General features: G+C 32.5%; 13 protein-coding genes. 2 read left to right on the top strand and 11 right to left on the bottom strand.

The window, feature by feature from the left end:
* Positions 1-26: 26 nt before the first annotated feature.
* On the bottom strand, positions 27-1,412 hold the full coding sequence (locus tag ACUUYC_RS06755; protein ID WP_474264822.1) for a glycoside hydrolase family 113: 1,386 nt from the start codon (positions 1,410-1,412) through the stop codon (positions 27-29).
* A gap of 191 nt (positions 1,413-1,603) precedes the next feature.
* On the opposite strand from ACUUYC_RS06755, the gene ACUUYC_RS06750 reads away from it, so the two are divergent.
* Positions 1,604-2,398 carry a universal stress protein gene (locus tag ACUUYC_RS06750; RefSeq protein ID WP_474264820.1) on the top strand — a complete coding sequence of 265 codons (795 nt, stop codon included), beginning with the start codon at positions 1,604-1,606 and terminating at the stop codon, positions 2,396-2,398.
* Positions 2,399-2,516: 118 nt separating this feature from the next.
* Positions 2,517-2,702 carry a hypothetical protein gene (locus ACUUYC_RS06745; protein ID WP_474264819.1) on the top strand — a complete coding sequence of 62 codons (186 nt, stop codon included), beginning with the start codon at positions 2,517-2,519 and terminating at the stop codon, positions 2,700-2,702.
* 122 nt (positions 2,703-2,824) lie between these two features.
* On the opposite strand, the gene ACUUYC_RS06740 is transcribed toward ACUUYC_RS06745, so the two are convergent.
* The 10 genes from ACUUYC_RS06740 to ACUUYC_RS06695 all read right to left on the bottom strand — a co-directional run bounded on the left by ACUUYC_RS06740 (position 2,825) and on the right by ACUUYC_RS06695 (position 15,912).
* Positions 2,825-3,676, bottom strand: a complete 852-nt coding sequence (locus tag ACUUYC_RS06740; RefSeq protein WP_474264817.1) for an alpha/beta hydrolase family protein — start codon at positions 3,674-3,676, stop codon at positions 2,825-2,827.
* Positions 3,677-3,678: 2 nt separating this feature from the next.
* Positions 3,679-6,444, bottom strand: a complete 2,766-nt coding sequence (locus tag ACUUYC_RS06735) for a PD-(D/E)XK nuclease family protein (RefSeq protein WP_474264815.1) — start codon at positions 6,442-6,444, stop codon at positions 3,679-3,681.
* Positions 6,445-6,511: 67 nt separating this feature from the next.
* On the bottom strand, positions 6,512-7,879 hold the full coding sequence (locus ACUUYC_RS06730) for an OmpA family protein (protein WP_474264814.1): 1,368 nt from the start codon (positions 7,877-7,879) through the stop codon (positions 6,512-6,514).
* Between the two features lie 121 nt (positions 7,880-8,000).
* The gene (gene kbl / locus ACUUYC_RS06725) at positions 8,001-9,194 is read right to left on the bottom strand and encodes a glycine C-acetyltransferase (RefSeq protein ID WP_474264812.1); all 1,194 of its coding nucleotides are present in this window, start codon (positions 9,192-9,194) and stop codon (positions 8,001-8,003) included.
* A gap of 125 nt (positions 9,195-9,319) precedes the next feature.
* On the bottom strand, positions 9,320-12,466 hold the full coding sequence (locus ACUUYC_RS06720; RefSeq protein ID WP_474264811.1) for a UvrD-helicase domain-containing protein: 3,147 nt from the start codon (positions 12,464-12,466) through the stop codon (positions 9,320-9,322).
* Positions 12,467-12,589: 123 nt separating this feature from the next.
* Positions 12,590-12,817: a class I lanthipeptide gene (locus ACUUYC_RS06715; RefSeq protein WP_474264810.1), complete on the bottom strand. Its 228-nt coding sequence runs from the start codon at positions 12,815-12,817 to the stop codon at positions 12,590-12,592.
* 251 nt (positions 12,818-13,068) lie between these two features.
* On the bottom strand, positions 13,069-13,371 hold the full coding sequence (locus ACUUYC_RS06710) for a hypothetical protein (protein WP_474264809.1): 303 nt from the start codon (positions 13,369-13,371) through the stop codon (positions 13,069-13,071).
* Between the two features lie 250 nt (positions 13,372-13,621).
* On the bottom strand, positions 13,622-13,933 hold the full coding sequence (locus tag ACUUYC_RS06705; RefSeq protein WP_474264808.1) for a hypothetical protein: 312 nt from the start codon (positions 13,931-13,933) through the stop codon (positions 13,622-13,624).
* Between the two features lie 209 nt (positions 13,934-14,142).
* Complete coding sequence (locus ACUUYC_RS06700; protein ID WP_474264807.1) at positions 14,143-14,454, bottom strand: hypothetical protein; 312 nt, start codon at positions 14,452-14,454, stop codon at positions 14,143-14,145.
* A gap of 150 nt (positions 14,455-14,604) precedes the next feature.
* Positions 14,605-15,912, bottom strand: a complete 1,308-nt coding sequence (locus tag ACUUYC_RS06695) for a T9SS type A sorting domain-containing protein (protein ID WP_474264806.1) — start codon at positions 15,910-15,912, stop codon at positions 14,605-14,607.
* Positions 15,913-16,189 lie beyond the last annotated feature (277 nt).

The following is a 16,189-nucleotide window of genomic DNA, read 5'->3' as shown; positions in this document are numbered from 1 at the left end:
TATAGATATTTAGTTTAAAACCACTTTTAGTGTTTGTTCCCTATTTTAAAATATTTTGCAATAAGATTTAGTGCAGGTTTACCTTCAATAGTGAAATTGGTATTAGCACCATCAGATTTGCCACGACCTTGCCATTCCCAAATATGAATACCGTGAAACCAAGGTTCTTGCCACACGGTATTAAAAAAGGACTGATAACATAGTAACTGCTCTTTTTTAGAAATTTTTGAATAGATACTTTTAGCACTATTCCATTCCCATGGTTTTTCTGAAGTTCCTTGAATAGATTTATAACCTATTTCGGTAAAGAGAACAGGTTTGTTATATTTTTCACTAACAGCTGCTATATCTTTTGTATGCTTTTTCCAATTGCTTTCTAATTCTTCCAACGTTGGATTGTCTGTTGTGCTTAATGGAAAATACGCTTGAATTCCTATGTAATCTAATTTGTCCCAGAAAGGAACTGCCTCATATTCATTGTACCAATTGGCCGCATAGGTTAGTTTTCCTGTGTAAATTGATTTAATTTGTTGAATTAAGATGTTCCATTGTTCGGGCTTTTTATAGACAGTTGTTTCTAATTCTGTACCGATACAAAATTGTTCTAGTTGTAATTCCTCCGCAAGTTCTGCATATTTTAACATAACCTGACTATAATTTTCAAACCAAGTCTTCCAGTCGTGTTCCGTTTCCATTTCAATGTCAGATCGCCATTTGCCGTCTTCCATTTTGGATAACCAAATATGAGGTTTTAGCATTATTTTTATCTCAAATTTGTCGCATGCTGCTTTTATCTTTTTGTAGCGTTTTAGCCTTCTATTGTAATTATCATCAGAAATTAACCTTATTGATGGTTTGTTGTAATGGTTTTGACCTATAAATGGCGTAATGGTGATCCATTCAAAATTGTTAGTTTTAAGTTGTTCAATGTCTTCTAAATTTCCACTGATATTGAATACATGAATGCCTCGCTGTTTATTATCAATCGTATAGTAATTGTTTATTTTGGTAAGATTGTTTTCTATGTTCGTATCCCAAGTATAATTTATGGTTTCAGATGATCGATAGCTTTGCAATGCTTTGTTTCCGATAAAAATTACCATAACAGGAATCACTACTTTATAGAAAACACCTTTTACTAAGCCTTTAATTTTATTTTGCTTGTAGTTGTGCACGATACTTTTTATCAATAAGAAAAGGAGATAAGGAATTAGCCCTATTATGTAGAATAATGGACTAGTTACTATATTTTCTAAAATGTCTCCAAAAAACGCAACTGTATTGGCTACATCATAGTTGGCTCTGTACAGTATTAATAGAAATATCAATGCCAGGATCGCAAATAGAGTTATGCTGTAAAACCAGAGAAAACGCTTTAGTATAGATGCTTTTATCTTTATTTTACTAGTCATGCAGTTTTTAAATTTTTATAATCAATGAAATAATCTTAAAATTATAAAAAAAGGAATTGATCTTCCCAGTTCCTTTTTGTTTCTATTAAACGGTGTTTTGTAGTCTACAAGATATTTATTTTTTGAAGTTTAAAAAACTGAAAAGTGATCTTAGAATTAAAAAATGATTATTTTTGCAGAAATTTAAGACAATGAAAAATATATTGGTTCCTATTGGAGATTCTGGAAATGCAAAGAATACATTGCAATATGCCATTGATTTTGCAGCAGCTATTGATGCAAAAGTATTTGTGTTTAGAGCTTTTAAAGTGCTTTCAAAAGCAGGAACGATTTTAAATGTTGATGAGATTGTCGGACGTGAAACGGCAAGTAATGTAAAGGAAGTTATTGGAAGTGTTGATTTGAAAAAAGTAGATGTTTCTATTATTTCTGCCAAAGGAAATGTACTTGATAGTATTAATTCTATTGATAAGGAATTAGGAATTGATTTAATTATTGTTGGTCCAAGAAGCAATTCAATTAAAGAAGAAATGTTTTTAGGAAATACATCGGGAAGTATTGTAAAACAAACAGATATTTCTGTATTGGTAGTTCCTGAAGGATATGCTTTTAAGCCAATTAATAAAGTATTGACAGCAATAAAGTCAGGAGTTATTACAAGAGAAGGAGTTTTAAATCCGTTAGAAGCTATTTTAACAGCTTTTGGAGCAAAAATGCGTTTGTTACAAGTGAAAACACCAGATTTTTTACCTGAAGATTTAGAGTTTTATTCTGAATTAGCTGCTATTACTTCTGGATATAAGAGTTCTGAAAATTCAACCTTATTTCAAGGAGTTTTAGAACATTTAAATGAAAATAATCCAGATATGATTTGCGTGTTTAGACGTAAACGTGGATTTTTCAAAAAGCTTTGGGAACAAAACACTATAAAGAAAATAGACTTTGAAAGTCGTTTGCCATTGTTAGTTTTAAAAGGAACAAATTAGGAAACGATTTCTATTCGATATAATTAAAAGCCATTCAAAATAGTTTGAATGGCTTTTTTTTATGCCCATGAATAATTTAATATTTTGTACTTTTAGGTATTAACCAAAATATTTTAGTATGAAAAAAAGGAATTTAAAAAGTTTAAACTTAAACAAAAAGGTAATCAGCAATTTAAAGGTTGAAGCTCTAAAAGGACAATTGAGAAGAGGTTCAGACAATCCCGATTGTAGCGGTGATACAGCAATGGTATATTCATGTCATCCAGAAACATGTAATGGACAACCACAAGAACAAGACAGATAATTATGTTAGAAAACTTAACACAATACGAAGTTCTGCATGCTAATGAGATTAGTGGCGGACTCACAACGGTAGAGTATATTATTATTTTATAAAAAACTAAAGCGAACTTCGGTTCGCTTTTTTTATGCTTTTTTAATAAAATTGATTGTAGTTTGTGTCACTTCTTCTAAGTGCTTTGGCAATTGCAATTCGTTCCACGGATGACGCGCGCCAAATACATGATCAGCATTTTCAATTACATGTAATTTACTTTTAGAATTCCATGTGTGTAAAAGTTTCGCTTCTGCTACTGGAACTGCCGGATCTGTTGTTCCATGAATAATTAAGTACGGGATTTTTAAGTTTTTTGTTGCGCTATGAATGTCTAAACGATTTGCATTTGCCTGAAAATCTTCTAAAAACTGATAGAAATGTGGCATTTCTTGTTTCGTTCTACCATTAATTACATAATATACACCTGAATTTCTCCAATCTTCCAATGCTTCTCCTTGTGGAAAGCGTGACGCGTAATCAGAAACGCCAGCCCACGAAATTACTTTTGTAATCTTGCTTTCTTCTGCTGCCTTAATGTTTACAATTCCGCCGCCGCGAGAATGCCCAATTAATGATATGTTTTCTATGTTTGCTTCCGCAGAAAACTCAAAAGAATCGTTTGTCAAATGATTGATTACAAATTGTAAATCGTTTAGTTCTTTGGTATAATTGTTCTCGCCAAAAGCTTCTAAGTCTGGAAAATCAATTGGTTGTTCCACAGTTCCACCATTATGCGAAAAGTTAAATTTTACAAAGAAACAATCTGCTTTCGCGAACGCTTCCGCAACCAAATCCCATGCGCCCCAATCTTTAAAACCTTTATAACCATGACAAAAGATGACAATAGGTTTCTCCTGACCGTTCTTTTTAAAAAAGTAATCAATCAGTATGTTTTTATCATTTTTACGCTTTAAAACGCTGTTTTTGAGCTTCTGCCTCATGTTTAGACTTCTTTTTCGGTGAATGGAATAGTTGTGTTGCAAATTTCAAGAATAAGTCGTTTCAGTTCTACCAGGAAATCATCTAAAGTATCAGAAGTGATAACTTGTTTTTTGGTGCGACTTCCAGGTTTGTCTTTCGTTCCAAATTTTAAAAACCCGCTTTGTAAGTTTTTAAACGAAATAATTCCTGCTTCAGTTTCTTGTTGAAATGGCTGCTTTTGATAAATCATGTATGCATATGCCAATACTTGAAAGCTTTTGCTGAACTTATAATCTTGCGTAAGCAAATCCCAATCGACAATTTCTACATCACCTTGCGACACTTTCCCAGTTTTGTAGTCAATAATTCGCATGACACCATCGAGTTCATCCACACGATCCACTTTTCCACCGATATACACAGGGAAATCAAGTTCAGGAATCTCAACTTTGGCTTGCAATGTTTGCTCAATTTGAAGAATTCGTAGCGTTTTTCCTTTTTTTAGTAATTGTAATTCTTGTTGTAAAAAGTTAGTTACATAGCGTTTGGCAACATTGAAAATGATGAGGTTTTTTCCACGATGAATATTTCCTTCACCATAGGTTTTTTTAAAATTATCAGTTACCAATTGATCTACACTTTTAAACATCGCTTTGATGTCTTCAACAACTAATGTTTTTCCTTCAAATGGTTTGTATAAAAGTTCTAAAGTATCATGCACAACAGTTCCTAATGTGTTTGCAGCAACCGTTTCTTCCACAGCTTCATATTCTTGAATTCCGAGAATCTTTTGATAATAAAAGTCAATCGGATTTCTAATATAGGATGTTAAGGCAGAAGGTGAAAACCCTTTGTTTGCAATATCTTTGATACGTTTTAGAATCGTAGCATCTTTTTTGACAATTTGTAATTGCGGTGTAATTTTTGGCACTTTCGGAATCACTACATGTTGCGAAATTGTATGATTCGGCATCGTGTAGGTTTCCAATTGCATTAAGAAACGACTTTTTTCACCACCATTTAAACCATCAGCTTCAGTGTTGTATAACAAATATATATTTTCTGCTCTGTGTAATAAGCGATAGAAGTGATACGTATAAATTGCATCTTTTTCTTTGTATGTTGGCAGATTGAATTGTTTTTTTAGATCGAATGGAATAAACGAATTATTGCTTTTTCCAGAAGGCAATATTCCTTCGTTTACAGATGAAAGAATAACCGTTTTGAAATCGAGCACACGTGTTTCTAACATTCCCATTAATTGTAAACCTTGAAGCGGTTCACCTTTAAAATCGAGTGTTTCTGTGCTTATAATTTCTTTATACAACGTTAATAACGATTTGATGTCCGTTATATAATTGTGTTGCTTGGTCAGTAATTGCAATTGATTAAATACTTCGTTGAAACGATATAAATATTCTAATGCCAATAAATGTTGTTCACGTTCGTCAATGAGACTTGTTTTGAGTCTTCGAATAAGCGTAATACAGTTTTGAATGGCAATTTTTGGTTTGTTATTCCAATATGCAAACAACATAGAAGCGATATCTTGTAACTCTTTTGGAAAGCGTTCTACAATTGTTTCCGTTGATACATAAATGATATTATTCGATTGAATGTAATGAATAATGTCTGTAGCAAGGTTTTTATCTTTTTGCTGAAATAATGGACGTAAGTTGGTGTCCGACAATACGTTTATGACACTTTTATAGTAAAATGCATCATTTCGGTGATGTTCTTGTAATAAGTATAAGTTGTTAAATGTAGTCGCTAATGGAATATCTTTTAGCGGAAAACCCATTGTAATATTGAGTTTTTCTATTTCTTTGGGTAATGAGTTTAAACAAGGAATTAGTAATTGTTCATCACCTAAAACTACTGCAACATCTTGTAAGTTTTCGTCTTGTTGTTGTATTTTTTGAAGAATTTCGCCAATGTGCTTTGCTTGGGTTACATTTTTTGGTGCGCCAATGACTTCAATATTTTTAGCGCTAGAAAAATTATCGGCAATCCAGGAGAATGCATTGTCTTTGAAGTAATTCCAATCATATCGATGACGGCGTAAAAACAAGCTTGCATCATGTTCAGGATCTTCAAAAAAGATATGATCAGTATCCCACAGAATTTCAGCTAAACCAACTTCTAAGAATTCTTGAATGATTTTTTCTTCGGCAGTATTCAATGCATTGAAACCGATAAAGTAATGCTTTTTATCTTCGTTTTTTTGGAGATAAAATTCTAAACTATCAACTGCTTCTCTGTACACTAAACCTTGATAAGCAATTCCTTTTTGTGTAATTTTTTCGGTTAATGCAGTATAGTATTCTTCAAGCTTATTCCAGAAAGTCAGATAGTTTTTTACCAATGTTGTTGGTTCTTTCTCTAATGACCAATGATTAATTTCTTGAATTGCTCCTAAATAATTAAAAATATCCTTTTGAGGAATTAGGTATCGATCAATTTCGTTGAAATCTTGTAATAGTATTTGCGCCCATTTTGAGAAAGAATCAAATGATTCTTGCGAATCTTTTGGCGTTAATTCTTTGTATACGGTGTAAAATTCAAAAAGTAATTCTGTATTGCTAACGGAAGTATATCCTGATATTTCTTCTACCAATTCTTCAATACTGAGAATAGTAGGAGCAAAAGATGTTTTTTGAATTTGTTGTGAGAGTTCGTGTTTTAAGAAGACACCTGCTCTTTTGCTAGGTAATACCAAGGTAAGATTACTAATGCTGGTATTATTTTCTAGAATATAGTTTACAACATGGGAAAGGAATGACTTCATGTTGTAAAAATAAAAAAACGCCTCGATATTTCGAGGCGTTTCTTATGAAGTTATTTTTGAGTTTAAATTATTTTACTAATTTAATTTCTACTCTTCTGTTTTGAGCTCTACCTTTTCTGTTCTTGTTAGAAGCGATTGGAGTAGTTTCTCCGTATCCTTTAGCTGTGAAAGAGTTGCTTACTTTAGTTTTTAAGTAAGACATAACTGCGTTAGCTCTCTTTTCAGATAATTTTTGGTTTAAAGCATCAGAACCAACACTATCAGTATGACCTGCGATAGTAAAAGACTCTTTTGGGAAACCTTTAATTAATTCAGCAATTCTATCTAAGATAGCATAAGTTTCAGCTTTGAAAGAATCTTTTCCTGAGTTGAAGTATACAGTTCTAGCTAAGTTATCTAATACTGTAATTTCTTTTTCAGTCATTCTTGCGATTGGAGGACATCCTTGGTTGTCAGCAACACCAGCAACTTCTGGACATCTGTCATCCTTGTCTAATACCCCGTCACCGTCTTTATCAGTCCATGGGCATCCTTTGTTTGCAGATGGTCCAGCTTCATTAGGACAGTTATCTTTAGCGTCAGTGATTCCGTCACCATCAGTATCAGGACATCCATTCATTGCTGCAGTACCTGCAACATTTGGACAATCATCCTTTCCATCTGTGATTCCGTCACCGTCAGTATCAGGACATCCGTTTAATGCAGCTAAACCTGCAGTATCAGGACAGTCATCTTTACTATCTTCGATTCCGTCACCGTCAGTATCAGGACAACCATTAAATTCTGGTAAACCTTTTACGTCTGGACAAGCATCGTCTTTGTCAAAAATTCCATCTTCGTCAGTGTCTTTTCCACCAAACTTGATAGCAACTCCTACTACATGTTGGAAGTGAGGAGCTAAGTAATCTTCAAAAGCATGCTTATATGTAGTTTGTACATTTAAAGCTACGTTTTCGCTGAACCAATAGTTGAAACCAAGTCCACCATTTAATGTTCCAGCTCCGATATCGTCAATCCAAGTGTAACCTCCACCAACTTCTACATAAGGATCAAATTTACCCATGTTGTAAAGTTCGTTTAAGTTGTACTTAATGTTTCCGTCGAATCCGTAGTATGTTAAATCATCTCTCGACTGATCTCCATATTTTTTGATCTTGTTAACTGACCCTCTAACTCCTACTGAGAATCCGTCACCTACGTATTTAGATACGCTAACTGTAGAAAGAGTTGGTAAAATATTATAATGATTTACATTAAAATATTCGTCGAACCATTTCCCTGTAAGCCCTGCAGCTTCCATATCGTTTGTAGGAAAGAAATCTACAGCATTAATACCGACATTGATCTGCCAAGGGTTATTACTGTCTTGCGCTTTTACGTTGCTGAATCCTACTACAAGCAACAAAGCAACTAAAAATCTGCTAAGATGTTTCATGTTTTAATTATTTAATTTTAAGTGTTAATTAAAGGACAAATGTAAGTTGTTAATACTTATTAACAAAGACAAATATATTAATTTTTTTAAAATCGTTAACATTTAAATTGATTTTAAATATTTAAATTACTTCTAATTCTTTTCCAATTTCTGTAAAAGCAGTGATTGCCTTGTCTAAATGCTCCTTTGTGTGTGCCGCTGATAACTGGACTCTTATGCGTGCTTTTCCCTTTGGAACTACCGGATAAAAGAACCCAATTACATATATTCCTTTTTCTAATAATTTATCTGCCATTACTTGTGATAATTTTGCGTCGTATAGCATTACTGGTACAATTGCAGAATCACCATCGACAATATCAAAACCAGCACTTTTGATCCCTTTTTTGAAATAAGTAGTGTTGTCAGCTAGTTTGTCTCGTAAAGTTGTATCTGTTGAAAGCATTTCAAACACTTTAATAGATGCACCAACAATTGCAGGTGCTAATGAGTTTGAAAATAAATAAGGTCTTGAACGTTGACGTAATATTTCAATGATCTCTTTTTTACCAGTTGTGTATCCACCCATAGCGCCGCCCATTGCTTTTCCAAGTGTTCCTGTAATGATATCAATTTTGCCCATTACATTTTTTTCTTCAAGCGTTCCACGACCAGTTTCACCAATAAAACCAGTAGCATGACACTCATCAATCATAATCATAGCGTCATATTTTTCAGCTAATACTACAATTTCATCCAAAGGAGCAACCAAACCATCCATAGAGAAAACTCCGTCTGTTACCACAATTTTAAAGCGCGCACCATCTGCATTCGCTTGCTGTAATTGCTTTTCTAAATCTGCCATATCGTTGTTTTGGTAACGATATCTAGCAGCTTTGCACAAACGTACACCATCAATAATAGAAGCATGATTTAATGAATCTGATATAATTGCATCTTCTTTTGTGAGTAACGGTTCAAAAACACCACCATTTGCATCAAAAGCTGCGGCATATAAAATGGTATCTTCTGTTCCGTAATAGTCTGCTATTTTTTGTTCTAAGGTTTTGTGAATGTCTTGTGTTCCGCAAATAAAACGTACTGACGACATTCCAAACCCATGAGTATCCATGGTGTCTTTTGCTGCCTGAATTACATCAGGATGTGAAGACAATCCTAAGTAGTTGTTTGCACAAAAGTTGACAACTGTTTCACCAGTATTTATAGTGATTTCAGCGCCTTGAGCTGAAGTAATAACACGTTCTTTTTTATAAAGTCCTGCGTCTTTAATTTCTTGAAGTTCTTTTTCTAAATGTTGTTGTATACTTCCGTACATGTTGTTTATTTTTTGGTAAAAATAGCTACGATTTTTGAGTTATACCATTTATCGTTTGAATTTATCGCAATAAAACACCTTTTTAACCTTTCATTTTTATAATAAATTCAAAATAATGGTCAGTATTATATATATTTTACAATGATTTCTTCATTTATGTATAATAAAATTTTATTAGTAACATTAAAATCCATTTCTATCAATGTGTCAGCATATTCATATACTTGCTCAGTATAAAATGGGGAATGCATTCCTGTTTTGTAATCAATTATAGACGCTTCATTGTTAGGGTTTACAACAATTCTATCAGGACGCAAAATTTTTCCCGATTTTGAAATAATATCTTTTTCGTTATACACCGTATTATCTTGATCAAAGTATGTTGATATTTCTGGATGATTTACTACTTTATGGATACTTTCCGATAGTTTTTCGCGCTGTTGCGCATCAATTATTCCTTTAGAAATATATTCGTCTAACACAAATTCTATATCAGACGGATATTTTATTTGTGCCAATACATCATGGATTAAGTTTCCTTTTTCAATTGCTTGTTCCTGCGTTGTATCCCACAATAAACCTTGCTTCGTCATTAAATGCAAGTTGTGATCTTCTTTGGCTGTACTTATAAATTGCTGTTGTAAAATGGTATGAATTTCTTCTGAATTGTTCGCTTTCGCTAGATTTTCCTCAGATTCGCCAAATGAGTAACTTAACAGCTCATCACTCCAATGATTGTTTTCTTTCAAGTAATTGATAAATAAGCCTGAAAACGTTTGTAAACGCTCATTTCCGCTTCTATCTACATCTTTTTTTGTAATTACATGCAATTGTTGCACAGCACGCGTAAATGCTACGTATAAGATGTTAAAATTGTCCAATTCCAGTTGCGATTGTCGTTTTTGGTATAATTGTTCGCCAAGTTCACCGTATTCTTGAATCGTACTATTAAAGTTGAGATACGCTTCTTCAAAACCATTAAAATCATCTTTTGCAATCGGAAACCAGAGTTTTGGCTCTATTTCTTTGTAAATATCGGTGTTTGCGAACGGAAATAAAACAACAGGAAATTCCAATCCTTTTGACTTATGAATTGTCATAATTTGAACCGCATTTTCAGCGCCTGAAGCAACAATGCTTAAATGGTTTTTTTTCTTCTCCCAATGTTCCAAAAAGCCTGCGAAACCAAGTTGTTTTTTTTGTGTATAATCCAATACAAAATCTAAGAAAAATTGCAAATATGCATCTGATTCATCTGTTAAACCAAAAGCTCTAATGCAATATTCTACAGCTTCGTATAACGATAATTGCAAGAAATAGGTAAAGTCAAAATTAAAAGTAGTTAAATCTGAAAAAAGGATTTCCGCGTCAAGCGCGACATGTTTCTTTAGAAATTCATGTGTTTTTTCAATCTCAAGTTTTTCTGTTGCCAGATAATTTAATAAATGCAGTTTGACTTCATTGTTTTTAGGTTGAATTGCCAAACAAAGCACATCAATGATGAATTGAACTTCCCGCGAGCGTTTAATCAATAATGTTTCTGATGAAATGATCGGAATTTGGTGTGTTGATAAAATATCAGCAATGGCAATTCCTTCCGACTTTCTTCGTGTAAGCACACAAATATCTCTGTATTCGAAGTTTTTCGTTTTTAAATCGTGAATTTTTTCAATGATCTTTTCAGGAATAATCTCAAATTCTTCTTCAACCGTTTTGGCTTCTATAAAATCAAACAATACAAAACCACCTTTTTTACTATTGGTCAATTGTGTACTTCCATCTTCATATATTGAAGCATATTTTTCCTGATGAAAGAATTTTGAAATATGTTGAAAGAAACCATTATTAAAGTTGATGATTTCGTCATAACTACGATAGTTTCGTGGTAAATTTTCTGCTTTCTTAGGAACATGAAAAGGATTTTCATCTTTACAGAGTCCGATAAATTGTTCTGCTTTTCCGCCACGCCAACGATAAATTGATTGTTTTGCGTCACCAACAATGGTTAACGAACCGCTTTTTGCATCCGAAGTTTCTGTTTGAAGCTTGTTTGAAATTAACGGAATCAAATTTTCCCATTGCATTTCTGACGTATCTTGAAATTCATCAATGAAATAGTGTTTGTATTTCTCGCCCAAGCGTTCATATATAAAAGGAGCAGGTTCGTCTTTTATCGTTTCACTAATCAACGTATTGAATTCAGAAATTAGTAATAAATTTTGCTCTTCTTTAATAATTTCCAATTCATGTTGAATTGCGTTAAGCACCGAAAGTGGCGTTGCATTTTTGTAGAAATTCCTCAAAAAACTCAATTCATATATGTTTGCTTTACAGCTATGATATACTTCGTTTAGTTGTGGTAGTAAGGAATCGATTGTGCTAGCTTTGGAAGCGTCTAAAGATTTCTTGTAAACGTTTCCGTTTTCTAAACTTTCGGCAAGTTTATTTCCGTACAATCGTTTTTCGTCAAAGTCTTTGTCTGCAATTTTTTTGAAATGATTTGGTAAGGTTTTACGTAAGAAATCATCAAATTCTAATCCTGCACTTTGAATTAATTCCAATACAGCGTTTCCTGCGTTGGATAATTCTTCACTTGTTGTATTGATCTTAGTTTTGAGCAGTTTTTTTAGTTCGCTAAAATCTTCAAGTGTTTTATCTTTTAGGTTATGAAGGTGCGGCTTTTCATTTTCATTCAGCAATAGCTTTGCAATTTTATTTAAATCGAATGCAATGTCCCAACTTTTATCATCATCCGCTTTTTCTAGCGCAAATGCTATCAAAACCTCTGAAATTAGTTTGTCTTCACCAGCTTTTGAAATCAATTGATCAACGGCTTCGTTTAGCAATGCATCCGTATCGAGTTCTACTTCAAAGTTTAACGGAAGTTTTAAATCATACGCAAACGTTCGGATCACATTATGTGTAAATTTATCAATCGTAGCTACTTCAAAGAAGGCATAATTATGCAAAATACTTTTGAGAACTTCTTTCGCTTTTTGCTGTAATTGCGCTGGATGTAATTTTAAATCTTCAGTTAATTCAACAAACATTGGTGCATTTACACTTTCTTCATCAAATGCAAATGCATTTAAGTTTTCAATGATTCGCGCTTTCATTTCGGCAACAGCCTTATTTGTAAATGTAACAGCTAAAATTTGTTTGTACGTATCTTTTTGAACTGAAGAAAGTAAGATGCGCAAATAATCTTTTACGAGTGTATACGTTTTTCCCGATCCTGCGGAAGCATTGTAAATAATAAAAGGTGTAGACACAAAAAGAGGTTTATAGGTGTTTACAAAGATAGTTTAAAAAATGAAGTTGGTGTAAAGCAAAAACCCAGCTTTATGACAAAGCTGGAATGGAGTATTTTTATGTGTAAAATTCAAGAGACTACTTTATATAGTACACCAATTTGTACATAAGTTTGTGCAGCGTGCGGTATGACATTCGTCAGTAAGACACGTTGCAATTGTTATACAAGGACATGTGTTGAATTCTGTACATCTTGCTGTTAGTATTGGTTGTGGAGTATCAGCTAATCCACCAATGATTTTGGTTTCAGAAAGATTTGACACTTGTGTTTTTTTGAATTGTAACTTTTTGATTAGGTTCTTTTTTTTCATGATTTAAAAAATTTTGGTTTGTTAATATATAATTAAGAGTATCAGGTGGTTAAGCTGTTACTTTTTATAAAGAAACGAAAAGTATTTTAAAACGTATAAGTAAATTCTTAATATTTTAATATTATGTGTTTTTGCTGACTTTGAACAGTTTACAGGGTTTTTAAAAGATCATTGAAAGAATGGAATACGTATAAAAACAAAAATCCAGCTTTATGAGAAAGCTGGATTTTTTTAATTTCTTATGTTACGGATTAACATACGTATCCTGGGCAAGAAAATCCGCCAGAAGGATCACCTCCAGTAGTTCCTCCACCGCCAGTTCCACAATTGTATACTGTACAATTTAGAAAAGTAATATTGTTACAGGTGTTGAATTGCGTACAAGTGTCTGTTAGACCACAACCTGCATAACATGTTTCTAATAATGATATGTCAATAGGTTCGCAAGTAGCTCTATAACTAAGCCAATCTCCTCCTTGTAGCTGCTGTTTTTCTAGATTAGATACTTGTGTTTTTTTGAGTTGTAACTTTTTGATTAAGTTCTTTTTTTTCATGATTTAAAAGTTTTTGGTTTGTTAATATATGATTAAGAGTATCAGGTGGTTAAGCTGTTACTTTTATAAAGAAACGAAAAATATTTTAAATATGTAGGTAAATTCTTAATGTTTTTGATATTGTGTGTTTTCACTGATGTTGAGTGGTTTACATATTTTTTAAAAGATTATTGCAAGAATAGAATACGTATAAAAACAAAAATCCAGCTTTATGAGAAAGCTGGATTTTTTTAATTTCTTATGTTACTGATTAACACACGTATCCTGGGCAAGAAATTCCGCCAGAAGGATTGCAGTCATTTGTTCCGCAGTTATTTGTTCCACAACCATTTGTAGGACAATTTACTGAGCAGTTTGCAAATGTGTAATTGTTACAATCTGTATAATTAGTACAGTTTACTGTAAGTCCGCAACCATCTATACATGTCTCAGCTACAGATAAGTCAATTGGTCCGCAAAAAGCTCTAAAGCTTCCGAATCCTCCAACAACTCCATCTTTAGAGAAGTTAGAAACTTGTGTTCTTTTCAATTGTAATTTTTTGATTAAATTCTTTTTTTTCATGATTTAAAATTTTTTGGTTAAACATTGTATTAATAAGAGTATCAATAGGTTAATTCGCTACTCTTTTTATAAAGAAACGAAAAGTATTTTGAAAACGTATAAATTTATTTGTAGTATTTTTTTGAGGAAGGCACTTATTATCAATAATATAAGTAGGTTTTGTCATTGAAAAATGAAAGCCAATCTTTCGATTGACTTTCTAAAAGCTTTTAGCAGCTAAAGTTTGGACAAGATGGCTCGTTCGATCCACTAGGTGGACAACCATTCGTCTGACAGTTGTTTGTTCCACAGTTATCCGAAGCACAATTAAAAACGGTACAATTTAAAAATGATGCATTATTACACGTTCTAAATTGTGTGCAGTTTTCTGTAAGTCCACAACCTGCATAACAGGTTTCTAACGCTGATAAATCAATAGGTCCACATTGTATTCTTGATCCTCCAACAATTTTGTCTTGAGAAAAATTGGACACTTGTGTTTTCTTTAACTGTAATCTCTTAATTAAATTCTTTTTTTTCATAATTTAAAAATTTTGATTAAACATTGTATTATTAAGAGTATCAATAGGTTAGTTTGTTACCCTTTTGTGAAGAAGCGAAAAGTATTTTAAAGATGAACGCATCAATTTGTAGTATATTTATTTTTCCTGATGTAGGATATTAAACAATAATTAGTCAATAATCACCTTTTTAATTATAGTTTGCGAACCTGTTTTGAAATGGACAAAGTATATTCCTTTGACTAATTTGTTGGTTTCATTCCAAGTAAAACGGTTTTGTTTTTTAGGAAATATTGATTGTGTAAATGATTTAATTTTACGACCAGAAAAGTTATAAATTGTAATTTCAACTTCTGTAGTTTCTGAAGCAGCTACTTTGAAATTCATAATTCCTTTAGTCGGATTCGGAAAAATAGAAACTGAACTGAGTTTTTCTTTTTCGAGTTCAGGTGCTCCATAACAAAGCGTTTCTTCTGATGTAGTTGCAAATGTTCCTTTATTACAAATGGCTTGTACTTTCCATAAAAAGCATTTATTTACCAACGAAGGAACAACGGTGTAGCTATTTGTAAATACTTGTACAGGCGCATGCATTGTAATTCCTTTACATGCGCAACTAATTTCCGATTGAGATGGTGAAAACACAACATAACTTGTAGCTCCAATAACTGGATCCCAAGAAAGAACATTGCCATTAACCTGTAAGTTTTTTGGTGGCGAGAATTCTTCACAAGTGCCGCAATCTCCTATTACTTTAAATTCTTTTTGTAATGATGTGTTCCCGCAGGAAGTTCCATCAGTAAGCGAAAAAGTAATTCTGTATTCATAATTAGGTGCAAAATAATTGGGAAACTGAGCATTTATAAATTCATCGCTTAAAAGTACTTTTGTTGTATACGGAGGAAGCCAATCAATCTCTTGATAATCTGTGAAAACACCAACAATTCCAACACCAATAAAGCGTCTTTCAATGCTTATTTTATAAAATCCTTCTCCTTGTGATCCAAAAGGGTTTAAAAATATTTCATCCTTATCACAAAATACAGTTCTTTCCATTCCGAAATAATCTTCTAGTATAAATGTGGTTATTCCTTGAAAATATTGTGGAACTACCATTCTTGTTTCTTCAAACTCTCCATTGGCTTCTTTTTTTACACTATGACTTATAAAATAATATTTATGAGGATTTACCAAGAATATAGCATTTGAATTTCCTCCTTGAAATTGACTAGAGCTAATAACATCATCCAGAGATGTAGAGCCTTGCACAGACGTTTCAAATAAGAACCATTTGTAGTCTTGAGGTCCATTATCTGCAATATGAGATATAGCGGTTATACCATAATTAGAACCTGCACAAGAGTAATTTACAATGTCAAATTCGGGTTCATTTACTTGCGTCGAATTATTTGTGTTTATAGCCTTTCCGACAAAACTGATTGTCAAAAATAGTATTAGAGAAAATAGCTGTTTTTTCATGAGTTAATAAATTTTTAAAGATTAGTACAATTGTTTATTTTAGAAGTGATTGTGTTAATTTTGAGAATATATTTTCAACAATCATATGCTAAAGCTATTAAAAGAAGTAGCCTTTAAAAAAGGAAGTATTTGTCAATAGATATAATGACAAAAATAATTTAGTGAAGTTGTAGTAGCTTCGTTAGTGTACTTTAAAAATAGTGTTATTAAATAGATTAACTTTATATGAAGATTATCAGAATCTGTTCTAATCGTTTTATTATGTGACGATAGATGA

It is taken from the genome of Kordia sp. E (assembly GCF_056033805.1).
Note: the sequence above shows the minus strand (reverse complement) of the source record. Positions and strands in the feature narration are given on the sequence as shown.